The sequence below is a fragment of the Priestia flexa genome, from assembly GCF_021441905.1.
In the GTDB taxonomy this organism is placed as follows: Bacteria; Bacillota; Bacilli; order Bacillales; family Bacillaceae_H; genus Priestia; species Priestia flexa.
On sequence record NZ_CP090431.1, the window covers coordinates 1,092,730 to 1,115,416 of the forward strand.

23 protein-coding genes are annotated in these 22,687 nt (G+C 39.1%); 20 read left to right on the forward strand and 3 right to left on the reverse strand.

Going from position 1 to position 22,687, the window contains the following annotated elements; all coding sequences use genetic code 11:
• Nucleotides 1-30: 30 nt before the first annotated feature.
• Nucleotides 31-936 (reverse strand): COX15/CtaA family protein, encoded by a 906-nt coding sequence (locus LZP85_RS05520; RefSeq protein WP_025907324.1) that lies wholly within the window; start codon nucleotides 934-936, stop codon nucleotides 31-33.
• A gap of 691 nt (nucleotides 937-1,627) precedes the next feature.
• On the opposite strand from LZP85_RS05520, the gene coxB reads away from it, so the two are divergent.
• The 5 genes from coxB (at nucleotide 1,628) to ctaG (ending at nucleotide 6,544) form a co-directional block, all read left to right on the forward strand.
• A complete protein-coding gene (coxB, locus tag LZP85_RS05525) occupies nucleotides 1,628-2,683 on the forward strand; it encodes a cytochrome c oxidase subunit II (RefSeq protein WP_076513286.1) in 1,056 nt (351 codons plus the stop codon).
• A gap of 34 nt (nucleotides 2,684-2,717) precedes the next feature.
• Nucleotides 2,718-4,580: a cytochrome c oxidase subunit I gene (ctaD, locus tag LZP85_RS05530; protein ID WP_100347453.1), complete on the forward strand. Its 1,863-nt coding sequence runs from the start codon at nucleotides 2,718-2,720 to the stop codon at nucleotides 4,578-4,580.
• Between the two features lie 2 nt (nucleotides 4,581-4,582).
• Nucleotides 4,583-5,203: a cytochrome (ubi)quinol oxidase subunit III gene (locus LZP85_RS05535; RefSeq protein WP_025907328.1), complete on the forward strand. Its 621-nt coding sequence runs from the start codon at nucleotides 4,583-4,585 to the stop codon at nucleotides 5,201-5,203.
• Between the two features lie 4 nt (nucleotides 5,204-5,207).
• Nucleotides 5,208-5,543 carry a cytochrome c oxidase subunit IVB gene (gene ctaF, locus LZP85_RS05540; protein ID WP_025907330.1) on the forward strand — a complete coding sequence of 112 codons (336 nt, stop codon included), beginning with the start codon at nucleotides 5,208-5,210 and terminating at the stop codon, nucleotides 5,541-5,543.
• Between the two features lie 74 nt (nucleotides 5,544-5,617).
• On the forward strand, nucleotides 5,618-6,544 hold the full coding sequence (gene ctaG, locus LZP85_RS05545) for a cytochrome c oxidase assembly factor CtaG (RefSeq protein ID WP_082636378.1): 927 nt from the start codon (nucleotides 5,618-5,620) through the stop codon (nucleotides 6,542-6,544).
• Nucleotides 6,545-6,579: 35 nt separating this feature from the next.
• On the opposite strand, the gene LZP85_RS05550 is transcribed toward ctaG, so the two are convergent.
• Nucleotides 6,580-6,942 carry a YugN family protein gene (locus LZP85_RS05550; RefSeq protein ID WP_025907334.1) on the reverse strand — a complete coding sequence of 121 codons (363 nt, stop codon included), beginning with the start codon at nucleotides 6,940-6,942 and terminating at the stop codon, nucleotides 6,580-6,582.
• Nucleotides 6,943-7,114: 172 nt separating this feature from the next.
• Between LZP85_RS05550 and LZP85_RS05555 the strand changes: the two genes are divergently transcribed.
• The 4 genes from LZP85_RS05555 (at nucleotide 7,115) to LZP85_RS05570 (ending at nucleotide 10,277) form a co-directional block, all read left to right on the forward strand.
• A complete protein-coding gene (locus LZP85_RS05555; protein WP_061785707.1) occupies nucleotides 7,115-7,534 on the forward strand; it encodes a CBS domain-containing protein in 420 nt (139 codons plus the stop codon).
• Between the two features lie 141 nt (nucleotides 7,535-7,675).
• The gene (locus LZP85_RS05560; protein WP_224840127.1) at nucleotides 7,676-8,701 is read left to right on the forward strand and encodes a CAP domain-containing protein; all 1,026 of its coding nucleotides are present in this window, start codon (nucleotides 7,676-7,678) and stop codon (nucleotides 8,699-8,701) included.
• Nucleotides 8,702-8,769: 68 nt separating this feature from the next.
• Nucleotides 8,770-9,537, forward strand: coding sequence for a sporulation protein YpjB (locus LZP85_RS05565; protein WP_025907340.1), 768 nt, complete (start codon nucleotides 8,770-8,772; stop codon nucleotides 9,535-9,537).
• A gap of 62 nt (nucleotides 9,538-9,599) precedes the next feature.
• Entirely contained in the window at nucleotides 9,600-10,277 is a 678-nt protein-coding gene (locus tag LZP85_RS05570; protein WP_025907342.1) for a zinc metallopeptidase, read from the forward strand.
• Between the two features lie 296 nt (nucleotides 10,278-10,573).
• Here the strand turns inward: LZP85_RS05570 and LZP85_RS05575 are convergent, their stop codons facing one another.
• The gene (locus LZP85_RS05575) at nucleotides 10,574-11,443 is read right to left on the reverse strand and encodes a YitT family protein (protein WP_061785567.1); all 870 of its coding nucleotides are present in this window, start codon (nucleotides 11,441-11,443) and stop codon (nucleotides 10,574-10,576) included.
• Nucleotides 11,444-11,747: 304 nt separating this feature from the next.
• On the opposite strand from LZP85_RS05575, the gene LZP85_RS05580 reads away from it, so the two are divergent.
• The 11 genes from LZP85_RS05580 to dinG all read left to right on the forward strand — a co-directional run bounded on the left by LZP85_RS05580 (nucleotide 11,748) and on the right by dinG (nucleotide 22,604).
• Nucleotides 11,748-12,089, forward strand: coding sequence for a nucleotide pyrophosphohydrolase (locus tag LZP85_RS05580; RefSeq protein WP_061785566.1), 342 nt, complete (start codon nucleotides 11,748-11,750; stop codon nucleotides 12,087-12,089).
• Between the two features lies 1 nt (nucleotide 12,090).
• The gene (gene dapB / locus LZP85_RS05585) at nucleotides 12,091-12,891 is read left to right on the forward strand and encodes a 4-hydroxy-tetrahydrodipicolinate reductase (RefSeq protein ID WP_119542993.1); all 801 of its coding nucleotides are present in this window, start codon (nucleotides 12,091-12,093) and stop codon (nucleotides 12,889-12,891) included.
• 12 nt (nucleotides 12,892-12,903) lie between these two features.
• Entirely contained in the window at nucleotides 12,904-13,302 is a 399-nt protein-coding gene (gene mgsA / locus LZP85_RS05590; RefSeq protein WP_025907347.1) for a methylglyoxal synthase, read from the forward strand.
• An 11-nt stretch (nucleotides 13,303-13,313) separates the two neighbouring features.
• Complete coding sequence (bshB1, locus tag LZP85_RS05595; RefSeq protein ID WP_119542994.1) at nucleotides 13,314-14,027, forward strand: bacillithiol biosynthesis deacetylase BshB1; 714 nt, start codon at nucleotides 13,314-13,316, stop codon at nucleotides 14,025-14,027.
• A complete protein-coding gene (gene bshA / locus LZP85_RS05600; RefSeq protein WP_078989975.1) occupies nucleotides 14,024-15,151 on the forward strand; it encodes an N-acetyl-alpha-D-glucosaminyl L-malate synthase BshA in 1,128 nt (375 codons plus the stop codon). The genes bshB1 and bshA overlap by 4 nt, the downstream gene beginning before the upstream one ends.
• A gap of 15 nt (nucleotides 15,152-15,166) precedes the next feature.
• Nucleotides 15,167-16,372 (forward strand): CCA tRNA nucleotidyltransferase, encoded by a 1,206-nt coding sequence (locus tag LZP85_RS05605; RefSeq protein ID WP_025907352.1) that lies wholly within the window; start codon nucleotides 15,167-15,169, stop codon nucleotides 16,370-16,372.
• On the forward strand, nucleotides 16,342-17,328 hold the full coding sequence (locus tag LZP85_RS05610; RefSeq protein ID WP_061785564.1) for a biotin--[acetyl-CoA-carboxylase] ligase: 987 nt from the start codon (nucleotides 16,342-16,344) through the stop codon (nucleotides 17,326-17,328). Before LZP85_RS05605 ends, LZP85_RS05610 begins: the two co-directional genes overlap by 31 nt.
• A gap of 271 nt (nucleotides 17,329-17,599) precedes the next feature.
• A complete protein-coding gene (gene panB, locus LZP85_RS05615) occupies nucleotides 17,600-18,433 on the forward strand; it encodes a 3-methyl-2-oxobutanoate hydroxymethyltransferase (protein ID WP_025907356.1) in 834 nt (277 codons plus the stop codon).
• Between the two features lies 1 nt (nucleotide 18,434).
• Nucleotides 18,435-19,280, forward strand: coding sequence for a pantoate--beta-alanine ligase (gene panC / locus LZP85_RS05620; protein ID WP_025907357.1), 846 nt, complete (start codon nucleotides 18,435-18,437; stop codon nucleotides 19,278-19,280).
• Between the two features lie 21 nt (nucleotides 19,281-19,301).
• The gene (gene panD, locus LZP85_RS05625) at nucleotides 19,302-19,685 is read left to right on the forward strand and encodes an aspartate 1-decarboxylase (protein ID WP_119542997.1); all 384 of its coding nucleotides are present in this window, start codon (nucleotides 19,302-19,304) and stop codon (nucleotides 19,683-19,685) included.
• Between the two features lie 114 nt (nucleotides 19,686-19,799).
• A complete protein-coding gene (dinG, locus tag LZP85_RS05630; RefSeq protein ID WP_234562073.1) occupies nucleotides 19,800-22,604 on the forward strand; it encodes an ATP-dependent DNA helicase DinG in 2,805 nt (934 codons plus the stop codon).
• Nucleotides 22,605-22,687 lie beyond the last annotated feature (83 nt).

The following is a 22,687-nucleotide window of genomic DNA, read 5'->3' on the forward strand; positions in this document are numbered from 1 at the left end:
AAGTACGAGCAGACATTCTGCTCGTACTTTTTATTTTGTTCTTTTACTGCGAGTAGCAAGAAGTGTCAAGTAGCTTAAGACCCCAAATAATAGAGAAATAATTAGTGCGTGGGCTAAAGCTAGTCCTAAGTTTAGGCGAGTAACAACAACTAACATACCTGAAATGGCCTGCATTGTTACTAACACTAAAGCAATTAGCCAACTATAATAAATATTCTTCTGGTCACGGTAGTGCTTAAACGCGTGAATAAACGCAATTAAAATCCAAACGAAAATTAAGGTTGCAGCAGTTCGGTGTCCCATTTGAATCCATTGGTTAATATCACCTGGTAACCAGCCAGCTGCATTGGAACAGAACGGAATATCGGGACAAGCTAAGCTTGCTTCTTTATGGCGTACTAGCGCTCCTGTATAGACGACAACGTACGTATAAAGAATAGATCCATAAATATGTTTTTTCATCGTTGAACCAATGACGACGCTATCAGCATCAAACTTCTTATCTACCTCAAAAATGATGAGAGTTAATAGGAGAACAGATGCAAATGAAATAAGTGAAATTCCAAAATGTAGTGCAAGTACGGCATCTGATTGTCCCCACATAACCGCAGCAGCACCGATTAACGCTTGTAGCACTAAGAAGAAAAACGAGATAAAAGCAAGTGGTCTTACTTCACGAATATGTCCTAGTGCGATCCAAGCCCACACACAGAGTAAAAGTACTAAGATGCCTGAAGCACCTGATACAAGTCTGTGACTAAGTTCAATGACGAGTTCAAATGTTATGTTGCTGGGAATCAATTCACCGTTACATAGAGGCCAAGAGTCGCCACAGCCATCTCCTGATCCAGTTTTGGTTACAAGTGCTCCCCCAAGTAAAATCAGGAGCATTGCTAACGTTACAATAACAGAAAGCCCTTTTAATCCACGTTTCAATGTATTCACCTTCCTAAAGTATGATAATTAGTCCGCTAAACGTTTCCTTTAGACAGGAAGACGAATGGAAGTACATGACTTACTAGTTTAAGGTTTCGTTGAAAAAGTTCGAATAAACTCCCATAAGCATGTATTCATTTGTTATAATGGTAGAAAGTGTAAGGTTGTATTGCTAGAAAGATAAGTTATTAAACTCATTCGACAAGATACAACACCTTATTCTACTTATAATAGTATACAATAATCAAGTATAAGATAGGGTTTTGTACAAGGTGACAAAAAAAATCCATATTTATTTCAAAAAAAATTCACATAAACTTTCCAAAATATGCTTTAATAAACAGGAGAAATATAGTAATTTACATCTTTACATGTTCATGCATCAGGCTGTAAGATTTCAGAAATCTAAAACAAATGTGAAATATTTGTGAATAGATGATTTTTGTGATGTCAAAACTGTAAACGGATTCTTCATACCACTGCTTCAACAACATATGCTTACCTAAAGAGGCCGCTAAGAAGTCATCTATTTTGCGTAACGAGCTCCTAGACACCGTAGTCCTACATAAAAATTTAAATACAGGGGATTTCTTCTAATCTAGAATTTATCATAGAAGGAAGAAAGTTTATTCATAGCAGCTTCTGTTATGAATAAGAAAATCACGTCCATGAAAGAGAGGTTGAAAAAGCTATGAGAAAATGGCGATTAAACTTTCGTGTTTTATCGTTGTTTAGTCTGGTAGCCGTGCTATTAGCTGGCTGCGGAGAGCCTTTTTTATCAACGCTTCGTCCTGCAGGTGAAGTGGCAGAAAAGCAGTATTCACTTATGCTGCTTAGTACAGCAATTATGGTTCTTGTAATTATTGTTGTTACAATCATCTTTGTGTATGTAGTTGTGCGTTTTAAACGCCGCAAAGGTGAGGAAGATGTGATTCCAAAACAAGTAGAAGGAAACCACAAGTTAGAAATTCTTTGGACTGTTATTCCTATTATTCTACTTGTCATCCTAGCAGTTCCCACAGTAGCTGATACGTTTAAATTAGCTGATGTGAAAGGAATGGAAAAGGAAGACGCAATTGTCGTTAATGTAAGAGCTAACTTGTATTGGTGGGAGTTTGAATACCCTAACCAAAAAATCATTACATCCCAAGATCTTGTTGTACCAACAGATACAAAAGTGTATTTTAACGTGAAAGCCTCAGATGTCAAACACTCCTTTTGGATTCCTTCAGTGGGCGGAAAAGTAGATACGAATACAGAGAATGAGAACAAGTTTTGGCTTGTGTTTGATTCAGAAAAAGCTGAAAGCGCTAACGGTCTTTTTTATGGGAAGTGTGCAGAGCTATGTGGTCCATCTCACGCCTATATGGATTTCAAAGTTAAAGCCCTTCCAAGTGAAGAGTTTGATACATGGGTTAGCGATATTAAAGATGTAAAACCAGACGTATCGACAGCTTCAGCAAAAGCGGGAGAGGAAATCTTTACAGAAAGCTGTATTGGCTGTCACGCTGTTGAAGCGCAGGATGGTCGACCAGAACAAGCGCGTCAGGCTCCAAATCTAGCTGGATTTGCAGATCGTGAGCGTATTGCAGGTGTTTTAGAACATAATGAAGAAAATTTAAAACAATGGCTCAAAAACCCTGAAGAAATTAAGCCAGGAAACAAAATGAGTAATACATATCCTGACTTAACAGATGAACAAGTCGATCAGCTAACCGAGTATTTATTGGAGCTGAAAGAAAAATAAACGGTAATTAGCTTTCAAAAGGGGAGGTCTAGCTATGAGTACGCTCACTCAAAAAAGGGGTATAGGGGCGACAATATGGGACTACTTAACAACCGTTGACCATAAAAAAATCGCCATTTTGTATTTAATTGCGGGAGGTTTTTTCTTCATAGTTGGAGGAATCGAAGCACTTTTTATTCGAATTCAACTGGCTATTCCTGAAAATAACTTTGTCGCGATGGGAACATATAATGAAATCTTAACAATGCACGGCACAACGATGATTTTCTTAGCAGCTATGCCGCTGTTGTTTGCGCTAATGAACGCAGTTGTGCCACTTCAAATTGGCGCTCGTGACGTAGCGTTTCCATTTTTAAACGCACTTGGCTTTTGGCTATTTGCTTTTGGTGGATTGTTTCTAAACTTAAGCTGGTTTATAGGAGGTGGAGCACCTGATGCAGGCTGGACATCATACGCTTCACTATCACTAGCATCGCCTACACACGGAATTGATTTTTACGCATTAGGTCTGCAAATTTCCGGTGCTGGAACGCTGATTGCGGGTATTAACTTTCTTGTTACAATTATTAACATGAGAGCACCTGGTATGACTTACATGAGAATGCCCCTCTTTACGTGGACTACGTTTGTGGCATCAGCACTTATTTTATTTGCATTTCCTGCTTTAACTGTTGGATTATTTTTAATGATTTTTGATCGCTTGTTTGGTGGGAATTTCTTTGATCCAACGATGGGTGGAAACACAATTATTTGGGAACACTTATTTTGGATTTTCGGACATCCAGAAGTATACATACTAATCTTACCGGCCTTTGGAGTTTTTTCAGAAATTTTACCGACGTTTGCAAGAAAAAGACTGTTCGGATACTCTTCTATGGTATTTGCAACAGTGCTGATTGGGTTTTTAGGATTCATGGTTTGGGCTCACCATATGTTTACAACAGGCCTTGGACCAATCGCAAACGCAATTTTCGCAGTAGCGACGATGGCAATTGCTGTACCGACAGGAATTAAGATTTTTAACTGGTTGTTTACGCTTTGGGGAGGAAGCATTGAATTTACATCACCAATGCTGTACTCTGTAGCGTTTATTCCATCGTTTGTTATCGGTGGTGTAACAGGTGTTATGCTTGCTGCGGCACCAGCAGACTATCAGTTCCATGATACGTATTTCGTTGTTGCTCACTTTCACTACGTTATTGTAGGTGGAGTTGTGTACGCTCTATTTGCAGGAGTCACGTTTTGGTGGCCGAAAATGTTTGGGCGTATGCTTAATGAAACGCTTAGCAAGATTACGTTTTGGCTGTTTTTTATCGGTTTCCACTTAACGTTCTTTATTCAACATTTCTTAGGTTTAATGGGTATGCCTCGTCGTGTAGCAACTTTTTTACCAGGACAGGGCTTGGATCTTGGAAATGCAATCAGCTCAGCTGGAGCCATTTTTATGGCCTTGGCAACCATTGTACTGATTATTAACGTCATCAAAACAAGCATCAATGGACCAAAAGCAGAAGGCGATGCGTGGGGAGAAGGTCGTACGCTGGAGTGGGCGATTTCATCACCGCCTCCAGAATATAACTTTAAACAAACGCCGCTTGTGCGTGGATTAGACACATTCTGGTTAGAAAAACGTGCCGGAAACAAAGAGGGCATTACGCCTGCTGAGCCGCTTGGTGATATTCATATGCCAAACTCATCAATCATTCCGTTTATTATTTCTCTTGGTCTGTTTGTTTCAGCATTTGGCTTTTTGTTCCGCAATGACCATGGCTGGGGAGATCTAGTTGGAATTATAGGATTAGTGATTACCTTTATCTCCATGTTCTTCCGTTCGTGGATTGATGATCATGGCTATCATATTCATAAAGAAGATTTGCTTGATGAGGAGGCGAAATAAAGATGGAAGCAGAACAAAAATTAACGCCTGAAACTTTTCCAGATTCGCCTGAGAAATCAACCCTTGAAGGGAAAAATAAGTTCATAGGATTTTGGCTTTTTCTTGGGGGAGAAACCGTACTTTTTGCTTCGTTGTTTGCAACGTATTTAGCGTTGAGAAATTCAACGCATACAGGCCCAAAAGCAGAAGAATTATTTGATATTACGCTTGTATTTATTGCCACAATGATTTTATTAACAAGTTCATTAACAAGCGTATATGCAATGTATCATATGAAGAACTTTAATTATAAGAAGATGCAGCTTTGGATGTGGATTACTTGGCTGTTAGGGTTCGCTTTCTTACTATTAGAGATTTATGAGTTTAAGCATTATGTTCATGAAGGCCATACGTTTACGAGCAGTGCATTTGGATCTGCATTTTATGCCTTGGTAGGAACGCACGGAGCGCACGTAACGTTTGGATTATTGTGGATTGGCTCATTGCTTATCCGTAACTCAAAGCGTGGCTTAAGTCTATACAATGCACCAAAATTTTATGTAGCAAGCTTATACTGGCATTTCATTGATGTTGTATGGGTGTTTATTTTTACAGTTGTATACTTAATGGGAATGGTGGGATGAAGAGATGACAACAAATCATTCTGACACAGGTAACCCAAAGGTAGACTTACAGTATCGTAAGAAGAAAAACGCTGAAGACATGCGAATGCAGTTAATCTCGTTTGCGTTAATGATTTTCCTTACGCTCATAGCTTTTTTTGCCGTATGGAGCGATAGCTTTAGCGGATGGTTTACCGTACCAGTTATTATTTTGTTAGCAGTTGTGCAAGTTATCTTTCAGCTTTATTACTTTATGCATATGAATCATAAAGGGCATGAAGTGCCAACGATGTTTCTATATTCAGGAGTGCTTGTAGCACTTATAACAGTTTGGGCATTTGTTACAATTATTTGGTGGTAAGTAAAGAAGAGCTAGCGCTTGCTAGCTCTTTTCAAGCATGTACTATTCGCAATTGAGTAAAGGAGGGACGGATTGTGATTGATAATTTAAGAATGTTTGGATTCGAAGCGTTATGGAGTCCATATTTTTTCTTCGTTATTTGTGCGGTGACAGTTGTTTATTTATTGTTCACAGGTCCGTATCGATATAAAATTGAAGGAAGTAAAGAAGTTGATCGTAAAACAAAAGCGTTTTTTGTATTTGGAATGGCGCTGCTATACATATGCAAAGGCGGTCCGCTAGATTTACTAGGGCACTTGATGTTTAGTGCACATATGGCCCAAATGGCGCTGGTTTATTTAGCTATTCCACCTTTACTTATTCTGGGAACACCGCCGTGGATGGCGCGATTACTGATTCATCAAAAAGGCATTAAGCCAGTGTTTCACTTTTTAACAAAGCCGCTCATTGCTTTACTTGTCTTTAACGGATTATTCTCTCTTTATCATATACCGCTTGTGTTTGACACTGTGAAGACAGATATGACGCTTCACGCAATTATTAGCATTTTGCTGTTTATAGCTTCTTTTTGCATGTGGTGGCCACTTTTAAACAAGCTGGAGGAGTATCAGACGTTAAACGGTGTGAAAAAAATTGGCTACATTTTTGCTGATGGGATGTTGTTAACGCCTGCTTGTGCGTTAATTATATTTGCTGATACGTCGCTATATGCCACGTATACTGATTCGCAGGCGTGGGTGAATGCTTTAGCCCTTTGCGTATCCCCGGATGTTATTCAAGCGATGGGCGCATTAGCCCCAGAAATGTTTAACGTATTGCCTCCGGTAGAAGACCAGCAGCTTGGGGGAGTCATCATGAAAATTATTCAAGAGATTGTATATGGGATTATTCTTGGCTACACCTTTTTCCGGTGGGCGAAGAAAGAGCGTGAAAAAGATAAGAAGCAGGAAATGGAACTTGATGCAGGTTATGATGCTTCATCTCCGATTTCTTCTCAATAAAAAGAGTGCTTACAGGATTGTAAGCACTCTTTTTATTAGGAAGCCTGAACGCTTTGAAGTTCGGAATGAATTTGGCTTAAAATTCGCTTGCATTGATCAACCAGTGTAGAAGGGAAATTTTCTTCTTCTCCATATTCTACGCCGTGCGGATAATAGTGTTTGCCAAGCAGAGGCGTCATAAATTGAATCAACGCATGCCTGCCGCCAATGTCCCCTTCAGCAGCATATCCTTGTACGCGTAAATAAAAGGTATGGTGCTGAATTTCAAACTTGCGATCATATGTTACCCGCTCGTAATCCCACTGTCCAGCTCGCACTAGTCCAAATCGGCTCATAATCTCATCGGCATGCTCTAAATCAACTCTTACATCAGTAAAATCCATATCTTCTAGTTTCATTACAGTTCCCCCTTTAAACCAAATGTTTCTCCCATTTTCATCATAGTATGATTGGATAAAACTTGCAATGTTTATCCGAATTTTCAGTTGAAAAGACCAAGAAATTGTAAATAAAGTGAAAGATTTTTTGAAAAACGGTCAAAATAACGTTGAATGTAAAGGAGGAGATTCTATGAAATGTGTTCGTGATGTAATGACAACAGACGTTGAAACGTGTACCACGTTAGATAATGTATACGAAGTTGCATTAAAGATGAAAGAATTAAACGTTGGTAGTATTCCAATTGTTGATCAAGACCGATTAATTGGATTAATAACTGATCGAGACTTAGTTATTCGAGGTATTGCTGAAAAGAAGCCCAATTCCAGTAAAGTAACCGACGTAATGAGTGATAAACTAGTAACGGTATCGGGCGAATCAACGGTAGAAGAAGCTGTGGAAATTATGGCCAATCATCAAATCAGAAGGCTTCCAGTTGTAGAAGGAAACAAGCTTATTGGCGTTGTCGCTTTAGGAGATTTATCTACGTATCGCTTTACAGATGAACAAGCTGGTCAAGCTCTTTCTCGTATTTCCAATCAACTTCATTAATCCAGGAAAAGCTGTCGCCACCAAAGGGTGTTGATAGCTTTTTTATTAGCTATTTTCACGTCATTACATGTATAATAACTATACGAACTCTTGAAGATGTAAGGAGAGGAACTGACGCTGAAAAAAGTTATATTTGTTCTCGTGTTAATCGTTGCATTTGTATACGCTGATGAATATATCCCTTTATTGGAGCAGTATGTAAATGAATCAGCACAGGAAGAGGTTTCAAATAATGAGACTATAAATGACCGTGCGGTTGAAACGGCTGCACCAGAAATAGAAGGGGAAAACGTTATTGATTTGATTGGTCTACATCCTGAACAAGTCATGGGAATGTATGGAGAACCAACCCGTGTTGATCCTTCTGCTTACGGATATGATTGGTGGGTGTATAAAACCGATGATCATTCCTACATGCAGGTAGGGGTAGATGGTGACCGAGTGGTGAGCGTGTATTCTATTGGTCAAAACGTAAATACCGCACCATTTGTGATTGGTCAATCTCGATCTGAAGTAGCGAAAGCTGTTAAAATTGAGCGAGAAGTTGAATTGAGAGAAGGGCTCGATTATTATCGTTTTCAACTCAATGACGAAGATTTAAAAATGCGCCCATTAGTAAAGTATGATGATGTATATATCCAGCTTTATTTTGATCAATTTTTAAATACATTATCAAGTATCCGCGTCATGGATAGTGAAACTTTAATGAAGCAAAAGCCGTATGAAGTAATGTATAGAGGGAGTTTCCCTGAAGTACCATCACTTTCTCAAGAAGAGTGGAAAGAGATTGAAGATGGAGCTTCTCAACAAATTATCGACTTGACGAACGTTATTAGAAAGCGCCATGGAAAAGAGGCATTATCGTGGGATGAAGATACGGCGAAAGTAGCTTATTTACACAGCAAAGAAATGAGCGATTTGAAATATTTTGCTCATGAGTCTCCAGTTCAAGGAGATTTAGGAAATCGTCTGCAAAAAGGAGACGTCTTGTATCGAACAGCTGGTGAAAACATTGCATCTAACTATACGGATGGTCCTGCTGCGGTTGAAGGCTGGTTAAATAGTGAAGGTCACCGTAAGGCGCTTTTAAATAATGATTTTACGCATCTTGGTGTTGGCGTGTATGAAAAGTTTTATACGCAAAACTTTATTACCCCTTTGAAGTAGGGATTTAATAGGTCTACTCTTGTCCTATTCCTCATAAGTTTCTAATAGAAGCTAGAGGAGGGACAAGAATGAACAAGAAAATATCTGTCATCGCCATGCTTATTTTTTTACTATTAACAACATCAGTTAATGCGGCTACACAGCAATCTTGGGATAAGTTAAATGAACTTGCTGATGAAACATTAGACCTTGCTCAGCAGGAAAAATATGATGAAGCGCGTGATTTAATGAAACAATTTTCACATGAAGTTTCAAGCGTAAATATACATGATTTAGATTTATCCACTAAAGAGTATCAAGTGCTGGTAGTAACAGCTCAAAATGTTGAAAGAGCACTGGACGATGAAAATAGTGACCCTGTAAATACAGCATTACAGTTTCGGTTACTAGTGGATGCTTTATCAAGTGAATACCAACCTCTTTGGACAGAAATGGAAAAAGAAGTTATTACCACGTTTCAAGATATGAAAATGAGTATATCAAAAGGTGAAGATGGGCAGTATCAAGAAGAGCTTCAAAGTTTACTACAAGCCTATGAATTGATTTCTCCAAGTGTTCAAGTCGATGTTGATGATAAGGATATTGAACGTGTTGAACAGCATATTGAAGATTTAAAGCAAGATGATGCAATGGTGATGTCTTCACAAGAATTAGTAGCAGCAGAAGAAGATTTTCAGTCTCTGTTTGAACATTTAAAAGAAGATAAGGTAGATCCATCACTTATATGGGTCATGATTACGACAGGAAGTATTATTGTATTTACTTTATCGTATGTTGGTTTTCGTAAGTATCGAGCAGAGCGTGTTCGCAAGGCTGAGCCGGAGCGAAATGATTGACGGACATATTCGAATTGTCTAAAATGAAAATGTACCAACCATACAAGTAAAGGAGTGTGCAGATGGGGTTTTTGGTTTATTTTCTCATCATTATTTTAGTGCCGATTTGGGCACAGTTTAAAGTGAAAAGTGCTTATAAAAAATATTCAAAAGTAAGCAGTTCTTCTGGAATGACAGGTGCTGAAGTGGCACGACGTATCTTGGACGAAAACGGCTTGTACAACGTTCAAGTTGAGCCAGTTCGCGGCGTGTTGTCTGACCACTACGATCCACGTTCAAAAGTAGTACGATTATCTGAAGATAACTACTTCGGAACATCTGTAGCAGGCGCAGCGGTAGCAGCCCATGAAGTAGGGCACGCAATTCAAGACGATGAAAACTATTCGTTCTTACGCATGCGTCATGCCTTAGTACCAGTAGCTAACATCGGATCAAACTTTTCATGGATTTTAATCATGATTGGTATCTTTGCTCAGATGAGCGGCCTATTGTTGCTAGGTATCGTGTTTATGGCAGCAGCAGTTTTATTCCAGGTCGTAACGCTTCCAGTTGAGTTTAACGCCTCAAATCGTGCGATGAACCTTCTCGTATCAAGCGGTGTAATTCGCAACGACGAAGAGCGTGAGACGCGAAAAGTACTAAACGCAGCAGCTTTAACATACGTTGCAGCAGCAGCGGTTGCAGTACTAGAGCTTGTGCGTTTAATCTTAATTTACACAGGAATGAACAACGAAGATTAATTGAAATGAGGCTGGGACATAAGTAATTCAGCCAATATTAAACCTGAACGGTTGAGAGTTCTTCACTTTTAATCGTTCAGGTTTTTTGTTGATTGTGAAAACAGGATGGAATGGAGCGTAGGACACTCGACTCCTGCGGGAAAGAGAGGAAGCTCAGGTTCCTCCCCGCGGAAAGCGAGTGGCCGTAGCGCAATGGAACAAACTTGTTCTGACAACGTAAAGAGGTGAGAAAAGCGAGTGTTCGTCTTTTTGGAAATTTGTTTTGTTATGTCCCACCCTCATTTTGTATGTACGATTTAACGTTCTAACGGCTTTTTATTTTCATCCAATGTAAAACCCTCACCTAGTACATCATGAACGTCACTCACCGCTACAAACGCGTATGGGTCAACAGAAGTGATGACCTGTTTTAATCGAAAGACTTCATTTTTACTTACAACACAGTACAATACGTTAGTTTCTTGTTTAGAATAGGATCCTTGGCCTTTTAAAATAGTCACTCCACGATCCATTTCCTGCATGATTTTTGCTGAGATCTCTTCGTTACGAGCAGAGATAATGGTTGCTCCTTTTGCGGCGTAAGCTCCGTCTTGAATAAAATCAATGACTCTAGCAGCGACAAATACGGCTACGAGCGTATACATTGCCTCTGTATAGGTTAAGTAATAGATAAGAGAGGTAATAATAACAAGAAAATCGAATAAAAACATTGTTTTTCCCATGTTCCACCCAATATATTTCTGAACGAGACGAGCGATAATATCAACTCCACCCGTTGTCCCTCCGTATCTAAAAATAATTCCAAGCCCCACTCCAATAAATACACCTGCAAATAGAGCTGCAAGCGTCATATCATCTTTTAAAGGCATATCGACTGGAAAGCGCTGAAAAATCCATAAGAAAACAGAAAGGCTGATAACGCCTAGTATGGTGTAGTAAAATGAGGTTCGTCCTAACAGCTTCCATCCGACAAAGAATAGTGGAATATTAAGCACTAAGTTTGAATAGGAAGGGTCGATGTTAAATAAAAAGTATAAAAGCAGTGTAATACCAGTAAAACCGCCTTCTGCTAAGTTGTTTTGCATGTTAAAATTCACAAGTCCAAATCCAAAAATAGCCGAACCTAACAAAATAAAAAAGATATTCTTGAACTTTAGTCCTTTCACAATAGAAAACCTCCTTCTATAAACATGAATACATTCTTTCCTATCATACTAAATGGATAAGAGAAATGTCATCGTCCAAATGAACCGTCCAAAGCGCTTTGTTTGTATCATACACGTTTAAAGATTGAATCATGCACGGCTAAAGAGAATAGCTTTATTCATTTATAATGTTTGTTAATCAAACTTTTCTATTAAGAAATTTAGGGAAGAGATGTTATAATATGAAGTTGAATGTACAAAAAAATAAAAGGTAAATACTTATTATGCAATGAGAGAGGCATAGAAGGTAAAGAGGTGAATACATATGGCAGATAAATCAATGAAGGTCATGCAGGCTGAAGTTGATCAATATATTGGACAGTTTAAAGAAGGCTACTTTAGCCCCTTGGCGATGTTGGCTCGTATGACTGAAGAAGTTGGAGAGTTATCGCGTGAAATTAATCATTATTACGGAGAAAAGCCTAAAAAGACAACAGAAGCAGAGCGGACAGTTGAAGAAGAAATGGGCGATATTTTATTTGTATTAATTTGCTTTGCCAATTCGTTAAATATTGATTTAGAAGAAGCACATAATCGCGTTATGCAGAAATTTAATACGCGGGATAAAGATCGTTGGACAAAAATTGATGAACAAGGAGAGAATTAACATGAAAAAAACTCGAATTATACTTGCAGGCCCTCGTGGGAGAATGGGAAAAGAAGCTGTGACCCTAATTCAAGAAACAGAAGCGTTTGAATTAGTAGCTGCAGTTGATCGTATTCATGAAGGGAAGTTAATTAGCGACTTAGAAGGAATGCCAAATGTTCAAGCTCCTATCTTTACAGATATTGAAAAATGCTTCCAAGCTGTTGAAGCTGATGTATTAGTTGATTTAACAACGCCTGAAATTGGAAGAGTACATACGAAAAAAGCGTTAGAATACGGCATCCGTCCAGTAGTCGGAACGACAGGTTTTTCCGAAGCGGATTTAGCGGAATTAAAAGAATTAGCAGAAGAAAAAGGAATTGGCTGTATCATTGCTCCAAACTTTGCGATTGGTGCTATTTTAATGATGAAGTTCTCTCAAATGGCAGCTAAATATTTTGACGATGTTGAAATTATTGAGCTTCACCATGATCAAAAATTAGACGCACCTTCTGGAACAGGGTTAAAAACAGCAGAGCTCATTAGTGAAGTTCGTGAAACGAAAAAGCAAGGTCACTCAGAAGAAAAAGAAATTTTAGCAGGTGCAAGAGGAGCTACATATGACGGCATTCATCTTCATAGCGTACGCTTGCCAGGATTAATTGCTCACCAGGAAGTATTATTTGGTGGCTTTGGACAAGGATTAAAGATTCGTCATGATTCGTATAATCGTGCGTCCTTCATGTCTGGCGTGAAGCTCGCGGTTGAAGCGGTAATGAATATTGATACGCTTGTATATGGTTTGGAAAATATTATTGAGTAAGGAGAGTCATATATGAAAATAGCATTAATTGCACATGATAAAAAGAAAAATGACATGGTTCAATTTACAACTGCTTACCAACATATTCTAAAGAACCATGAGCTTTTTGCAACGGGTACAACGGGAATGCGAATCTCTGAAGCGACAGGATTATCGATTCATCGTTTTCAATCGGGTCCATTAGGTGGAGACCAAGAAATTGGTGCTCTTGTTGCACAGAATAAAATGGATATGATTATCTTCTTTCGTGATCCGCTTACAGCTCAACCTCATGAGCCAGACGTATCAGCACTTATGCGCCTATGTGATGTATATGCTATTCCACTCGCAACCAATATGGGAACAGCTGAGGTTTTAATCCATGGTTTAGAGCGAGGAGATTTACAGTGGCGTTCAATTTTAAAACAATAGGGTGAAATAAAATGATTGAAAAAATAGATGTTCTTGCTTTTGGAGCTCATGCTGATGATGTTGAAATCGGCATGGGCGGCACTATCGCCAAGATGACTGAGCAAGGTTTAAAAGTTGTTATCTGTGATTTGACAGAAGCAGAACTATCGTCAAACGGAACAGTAGAGCTACGCAAACAAGAGGCTGAAAAGGCGGGACAATTTCTTGGTATATACAAGCGAGTTCAATTACAGATGCCGGATAGAGGACTTTTGTTACAGCGATCCTACATTAGAGAAATTGTATCAGTAATACGCAAATATCAGCCAAAACTTGTGTTTGCTCCTTATTTTGATGATCGTCATCCGGATCATGGAAACTGCGCGCGCCTAGTAGAAGAAGCCGTATTTTCAGCTGGAATTCGCAACTATACGGCAGAGCAAAACGTGGGGTCTCATCGACCGGATGGACTGTATTTTTATATGATTAATGGTTTTCATAAACCCGATTTTGCTGTTGATGTAACGAATACATTTGAAAAGAAAAAGCAAAGCTTACAAGCTTATGAAAGTCAGTTCATCAAACAAGCAGGAAGCGTGGAGACGCCGTTGGTCAACGGGTATATAGAAACAGTTGAAAGCCGAGAGCGCATGTTTGGAAAAGAAGTAGGCGTTCAGTATGCAGAAGGCTTTCTTTCTAAGAAGCCGCTGCTTATTTATGATGATTTAGTAGGTGGCGGTAGATGAAATTAAAAATTGGTATCACGTGTTATCCTTCAGTTGGTGGTTCTGGTGTCATCGCAACTGAATTAGGAAAGCTCCTTGCAGAAAAGGGACACGAAATTCACTTCATTTCTTCAAGTATGCCTTTTCGCTTAAATAAGGTATATCCAAATATTTATTTTCATGAAGTAGAAGTGAACCAGTATTCTGTATTTAAGTATCCACCTTACGATTTGGCACTAGCAAGTAAGATGGCAGAAGTTGCACAGCGTGAGAAATTAGATTTAATTCATGCTCATTATGCCATTCCGCATGCGGTGTGTGCGTTTCTAGCTAAGCAAATGGTGTCACCAAATCTAAAAATAGTAACGACGCTTCACGGGACGGATATTACGGTTCTTGGAGAAGACTCGTCTTTAACAGAACTAATCAAATTTGCAATTGAAAAATCGGATTGTGTAACTGCGGTATCTGATGCGTTAATTGAGCAAACGAATCAGCTCATTAATCCAGATAAAGATATTTGTACAGTTTATAACTTTATCGATGAGCGAGAGTACCATCGTAAAGATGTTGGTAATTTAAAGCAGGACTACGGTATTTCAGACGATGAAAAGGTCATTATTCACGTTTCAAATTTCCGTCAAGTTAAAAGAGTACAAGATGTTGTGCGTACGTTTAAACGAATCCATGAGCGCATTCCTTCTAAGCTTTTGCTCGTTGGGGACGGTCCGGATATGAGAAATGTAAGTCAGCTTGTAAAAGAATTAAACCTTGAGGATGCTGTACTGTTTTTAGGGAAGCAAGATAATGTAGCGGAGCTCTACTCCATTAGTGATTTAAAGCTTCTGTTTTCTGAAAAAGAAAGTTTTGGTCTCGTACTACTAGAAGCCATGGCTTGTGGCGTACCTTGTATTGGCACAAGAATCGGTGGTATTCCAGAGGTTATTGAAGATGGTGTAACAGGTTATATTTGTGAATTAGGGGACGTTGAAACAGCTGCGAGTAAAGCAGTGCAATTGTTAAGTGATCAACAGCTTCATCAACAAATAAGCAGAGGAGCTTTACAGGCAGTGAATCAAAAATTTCATTCAACGGAGATTGTAAACCAATATGAACAGCTTTATTACAATCTTGTACAACGTTAAGGAATGGAGGATATTATGAAAGAGCCTTTCATCCATCCATTATTTATTATTCACACACTACAACAAGCCGGACACGAAGCTTATTTTGTTGGTGGTGCTGTTCGAGATATGATCTTGCAGCGAAAAGTAGGTGATGTAGATATCGCGACATCTGCTCGTCCTGACGATGTTATGAGTCTATTTCCAAAAACAATTCATGTGGGGATTGAGCATGGGACCGTTGTGGTGCTTCATGAAGGAGAGCAATATGAAGTGACTACCTTTCGTTCAGAAGGGGAATATGCAGATTTTAGACGCCCGACATCTGTTCAGTTTATCTCATCACTGGTGGAAGATCTAAAACGTCGTGATTTTACCATCAACGCTATGGCTATGAATGAAAAAGGTGAAATTATTGATCCGTTTAATGGCAGAGAGGATCTACGTAACCAACTTATTCGTACGGTAGGGAATCCAGAAGAACGTTTTCATGAAGACGCGCTGCGAATGATGAGAGCTGTTCGTTTTGTGAGTCAACTAGCGTTTTCTATTTCAGATAAAACGAAGAGAGCTATTTCAGAGCATGGAAATCTATTGAAGCACGTATCAGTTGAACGAATTACCATTGAGTTTGAGAAGCTTCTTTTGGGTAAACGCCCCTCTTTAGCTCTTGCGCTCATAGCAGACACTAAATTATATGAGCATTTGCCGGGATTAGATATTGGTGAAGAAGCTTTTCGACGCTTGTGTAAATACGACTGGATGATGCTTGAAGATATATCGGAATGCTGGACGCTTCTTCTTTATTTACTAGGCGTTGATTTAGATCCATTTTTACGTAAATGGAAGCTTGCTAATCGACAAATAAAATCCGTGAAGCTTCAGCTTGGTGGACTTGAGGACGTATTAAAAAATGGTTGGTCAAAAGAAACGATGTATAAACTTGGAGAAGAGTCTTCTTTAAGAGTAAATCGAATTTTGCAATTAGTGAGAAGTACTAATTATCTGCATACAACCTTGCTTGTTTCTCGTTATCGAGAGCTTCCTATTCACTCTATGAAAGAGCTTGCCATCACGGGGCAAGATGTTATGACGTGGCTAAATCGTAAGGGCGGTCCATGGCTTTCAGCCTTGTTACAAACCATAGAAATGAAAGTATTAAATGGTGAAATAAAAAATAGCAAAGCGTCGATAAAGGAGTGGATACAGTCTTGCAAACAGATATTAGAAGAACGTTATTAGAGATGTTTACAAACGCAGAGGGTGAATATGTATCTGGCCAGCGCATTAGCGACTTGCTAGGCTGTTCAAGAACGGCGGTGTGGAAACATATTGAAGACTTACGAAAAGAAGGTTATGAACTGGAAGCTGTTCGAAAGAAAGGCTATCGTATTGTCACTAAGCCTAATAAAGTAAGTACAAACGAGCTGCTTCTTGGCCTGCATACGAAAAAAATTGGTCAAAACCTTCACTATGAGGAAACCGTGGAGTCAACACAAAAAATTGCGCATCGTCTTGCTCAAGAAGGAGCTGTAGAAGGAACGGTGATTGTAGCGGAAGAGCAAACAGCTGGTCGAGGTCGCCTTGCTCGCAAATGGTACTCTCCTAAATATACGGGAGTATGGATGAGCATTATTTTACGACCTGCCATTCCACCACAGCATGCACCACAGCTGACCCTATTAGCCGCCGTAGCGATTGTACAAGCGATACAAGAAGTAACGAATGTGCTACCTGATATCAAATGGCCAAATGATATTTTAGTGAACAATAAAAAGCTAGTAGGAATTTTAACTGAAATGCAAGCTGATGTTGAGCAAGTTCACTCTGTTATTATTGGGATAGGAATCAATGTCAATCAAAAGCTAGAACATTTTGATTCCGACATTCAACACTTGGCTACTTCTTTATCAATTGAAGAGCAAAAAGAAGTGAATCGCGCAGCCCTTATGCAAGCGATTTTCTTAAAGATGGAATCTTTGTATGAAGATTACTTGGAAAATGGTTTTGGATTAGTAAAGCATTTATGGGAATCTTATTCTATTAGCATTGGAAAGCGGATTATTGCACGCACTTTAAAAGCAACGATTGAAGGGCATGCAAAGGGGATTACAAACGATGGCGTCCTGCTGTTAGAGGACGATAATGGAACGGTTCATCACATTCATTCCGCTGATATTGAACTCTCTTCGAAATAAAACTAGAAAATGTAAGAATATTTCTTTATAATACGAGTATCAGGGTAGTATCGACAGAACTTCACCTGATACTCTTTTTTATAATTTATCGTTTACGAACTGCCTTGATCTAAAAAAGACTAGGACAGAGGGATGACAATATATAAGGACAAGCGTGTGCGTTTAAGCACGCTGTTTAGCTATAGACTACTTTTGTCAAAAACCTTCTTCCGCTTTAGTGTAAGAAGGTTTTTTGCGTTGTCATCTCCTCTAGTATAGGAGGAGATTTATGTTGAAAACGAAGCTGGATTTTTTAAAAATGAAACAGCAACAAGAACCAATTGTGATGCTTACTGCTTACGACTACCCGTCTGCGAAATATGCGGAAGCATCAGAAGTGGACATGATTTTAGTAGGAGACTCATTAGGAATGGTTGTGTTAGGATACGACTCAACGATTCCAGTGACGGTCGATGATATGATTCATCATACAAAAGCGGTGAAAAGAGGCGCGCCTAATACATTTATCGTAACAGATATGCCTTTTATGTCTTATCATATTTCAAGAGAAGAAACGATGAAACAAGCCGCTCGAATTATGCAAGAAAGTGGGGCGCATGCTCTAAAGGTAGAAGGCGCAGACGACGTTATTTTTACAATTTCAGAATTAACCCAAGCAGGAATTCCGGTTATCGCTCATCTTGGCTTAACACCTCAGTCTGTTGGAGTTCTTGGGGGATATAAGGTACAAGGTAAAGAAGCGAGCGGAGCGAAAAAGTTGATTGAAGATGCCGTGAAATGTGAGCAAGCTGGTGCAATTGCAGTGGTTTTAGAGTGTGTACCTAAACAGGTGGCTAAAGATATTTCTACCAGACTAAGCGTTCCAACTATTGGAATTGGAGCAGGAAAGGAAACAGATGGTCAAGTGCTCGTCTATCACGATGTATTGACGTATGGGGTTGAGCGCTTTCCGAAATTTGTTAAGCCGTTTGGTAACATTGGAGACGTTGCAAAAAAAGGTCTGTCCCAGTATGTACATGATGTTAAAGCTCGTGAATTTCCGGAAGAGAGTCATACATTTACCATGAATGATGAACAGCTAACGGCTTTATATGGGGGTAAGTAAGATGAAAGTAATCTCTACTGCCAAAGACATGCAGGAGCTTTCAATCAAGCTTCAGCATCAAGGCAAAACAATTGGATTTGTACCGACGATGGGGTTTCTACATGAAGGTCACCTCGCATTACTTAAGCAGGCACGTGCTGAGAATGATATTGTGGTTTTAAGTATCTTTGTTAATCCAACTCAGTTTGGACCAAACGAAGATTTTGATACGTATCCACGAGATTTTGAACGTGATGAACGCTTGGCAAAAGCGGAGGCAGCTGATTATTTGTTCTATCCAAGCGTAGCTGAAATGTATCCTGGTCAAGCTTCTGTTTCCATATCGGTTATTGATCGTGTGGATGTACTTTGTGGAGCAAAGCGTCCAGGACATTTTGACGGCGTTGCAACAGTGCTGACAAAACTATTCCATCTCGTGCAGCCAAACCGAGCATACTTTGGGAAAAAGGATGCTCAGCAAGTAGCCGTGGTGCATGGATTGATTACTGATTTTAAGTTCCCAATTGAGCTCGTGGCAGTTGATACGGTGCGTGAAGAAGATGGCTTAGCAAAAAGTTCAAGAAACGTAAACTTGCTAGATTCTGAACGTAAAGAAGCGCCAGCCTTATATCAAAGCTTGCAAAAAGCCAAGCAGTTAATTGAAAGTGGCGAACGTGACGTTGAGATGGTTAAAACGGAAATTGAAAGAACGATTAAAAAGAATACAAGCGGTACAATAGATTACGTAGCAATTTATTCTTACCCAGAGCTAAAGCCTTTAGACAAGCTAGATGGGCAGTTTATTATTGCAATTGCTATACAATTCTCTAAAGCTCGATTAATTGATAATATTATTATGGAAATTTGACCATAGAAAGAGGGTTTCACGATGTTCCGAACAATGATGAATGCAAAAATTCATAGAGCACATGTAACAGAAGCAAATTTAAATTATGTAGGAAGTATTACGATTGACGAAGACTTAATTGAGGCTGTAGGTATCCAGCCAAATGAAAAGGTGCAAATCGTAAACAATAATAATGGTGCTCGCTTAGAGACGTATGTTATACCGGGAGAGAGAGGCAGCGGGGTTGTTTGTTTAAATGGTGCGGCAGCACGCCTTGTACAGCCTGGAGACGTTGTTATTATTATCTCTTATGTACTAGTAGCTGAAGAAAAAGTAGCTGATCACCATCCAACGGTAGCCATTATGGATGAAAACAACAAAATTAAACAATTGCTTAAACAAGAGCCAGCTGGTACAATTTTATAATATTATCCCCCTTAATCGAGGGGGATTTTTTTGAGCGAATATAAGCTCTACATAAGTAGTTTCGTATAGAAGCATGTATTTTCTTTTATACTATAAGAACAGGCAGGTGAGGTCATGATGATGAATAAACGCTTTGTTGTTGTTGATTTAGAGACGACAGGACATTCTCCAAAACAAGGAGATCAAATTATTCAATTTGCAGCCGTGGTTGTTGAAAACGGCCGCATAGTTGAGCGTTTCTCAACGTTTTTGAACCCCAATATACCAATTCCTCCTTTTATTTCACAACTGACAAATATTCATCAAAAAATGGTCGAAGATGCCCCGACGTTTGAGGATATTTCCGAGAAAATTATTGAACTGTTAGAAGATGCTTATTTTGTAGCACATAACGTTGCTTTTGACCTTAATTTCTTACAGGAATCATTAGCTCAAAGCGGGTATGATAAGCTGTATCCATCCACGGTGGATACGGTCGAATTAGCGCGTATGCTTCTCCCTACAGTAGAGGGGTATAAGCTCAATCAGCTGGCTGAATATTTAAGTTTAAATCATGATCAGCCTCATCAAGCTGACAGTGATGCTGAAGTGACGGCGAAGATCTTACTTCTATTAATGGAAAAATTAAATAGTCTTCCTCTTGCAACATTAAAGCAGCTATACACGCTGTCTTTGCATTTGAAAAGTGAGATTGGTGAGTTGATTCAAGGTATAATGAATGAAAAGCAAGATGATTATCATGAAGGTTATGATTTTGTTCATGGCTTAGCGCTTAGAAAGCAAAGGCCTGTTGTGAAGCCATCGGAAGTTCTTGTTACATACGAGGAGTTTCAAGAACAAAAGGAAACTTTAGCATCAGTGTTTAGCTCATTTGAAAAGAGAACGGGTCAAGAAAAAATGATGAATGCAGTCCATGAGAGCTTAATGGATAACGAACACGCGCTTATTGAAGCGGGAACTGGTATTGGAAAAACGATTGCTTATCTAATTCCGTCTGCTTTTTATGCTCAACAGCATAAAAAGCCAGTAGTTGTTTCAACGCATACTGTAACGTTACAACAACAGCTAATGGAAAGAAATATACCAATGTTAAAAAAGCTTATGCCATTTGAGCTAAGCGCAGCAGTTTTAAAGGGGCGTGAACATTATCTTAGCATTCGGAAATTTAATCAGTTTTTAAAAGAGCGCAACCATAACTATGATGTTATTCTAACGAAAGCAAAGCTATTGATTTGGTTGACGGAGACGGACACAGGCGATGTTGATGAAATCAACTTACCGTCAGGTGGAAAACTATTTTGGGAACAGCTGAATGAAAGCAATCCTTCCCACTTAGACTTTAAGCATCCGTGGAACCAACATTCTTTTTATAATCGTGCACAGGAGCGTGCAGCACAAGCTCAGATTATCATTACAAATCACCGTCTTCTTTTGTTAGACGTTGTAAGTAAGCGGAACTTACTTCCAAGCTATGAACAGGTTGTAATTGATGAAGCGCATCATTTCGACACGATTGCAAGCGAAGAGCTTGGAGGGAGGTTAGATTACTTTTCCATTCATGCCTTGTTGAGCAGGATTGGCTTGTTAGACGATAAGGGTTTGTTAAACAAAGTACATAAGCTTTGTCAAAAACATGATATAAGGCTAAATACGAAAAAACTAGAAGAAATGCTAGAAAAGCTTCGCATTGAGTGTGATGACTTATTTCGTCTTGTCCATGCGTATGTAATGAAAAAAAATAAGCAAACGGATAGTGAAATTGGGCGAGTGAGCTATCGCTATAATGTTCAAGAAGAGAATACTCTTCATTGGCATACCATCCAGGAACAGGCATCTCGAGTGAGATTTTTAATGAACGATATTCTATCTCTTTTACATGCTGATTTTCAGGTGATGGATTCCTATCAGGAGCAGCTTACAAAAAGGGAACAGTCCCATATTCATGAGTTAACAAGCGCAATTGAACAATTTCATCATCTGTCGAGTGAGTTTGCGGACTTTTTCTTCCAGCCGCATCTTGAAGAGGTAACGTGGATTGAAATAGAGCCAAAAGGAGCGGCAAACGCTACTTTTTTATATCGTCAACCGCTCTCGGTAGCGGACACGTTAGCAGATACGTTTTTTGCGAAAAAGCAAAGCGTTATACTAACTTCTGCTACGCTAACGGTCAATCATTCTTTTTCATATATTATTGAACAGCTTGGTTTATATGATTTTCAACCACTTCAAATGACGATACCGTCTCCATTTGACTATCGAAGCCAGGCAAAAGTATATATCCCAAAAGATATGCCAGCTGTAAATGATGTAACGCTTGAAGAATATAGTGCGATTATGGCAGAAAGTATTTTAGATATCGCATCTATTACTAAAGGGCGCATGCTTGTACTATTTACCTCTTATGAAATGTTAAAAATGACGTATCAGTATATGAAAGAACTAAATGATTTAGAGGAATTTGTCATCCTTGGTCAAGGAGTCACAACCCGTAATCGAAATCGATTATTAAAAGACTTTGCGCAGTTTTCACAATCGATTTTATTAGGAACGAACAGCTTGTGGGAAGGCATTGATCTTCCTGGTGAATTAGTATCTAGTCTCATCATTGTTCGCTTACCTTTTGCGTCACCACGACATCCATTTCTAAAAGCAAAATTTGAGCAACTCCGAAAAGAAGGGAAAAATCCATTTATGGACTATTCACTACCTCAGGCTGTCATTCGTTTCAAGCAAGGATTCGGAAGACTAATTCGAACCAAGCAAGATAAAGGATCTATCTTTATTTTAGATAATCGTATGATTACAACGATGTACGGCTCTCATTTTCTTCATTCTTTGCCGGATGTAGATATCGTAAGTGAGTCATTTTCGGTAGCACTTCATGATTTTGAAGCATGGTGGACGTCAAAAAAGCTTTAGCATACTCAGTGCTAAAGCTTTTTTTGCATAGCTCTTCTTGTAGATGTACACGCTAAGAGTGGAAAACACAGGAAGTGAGGGTG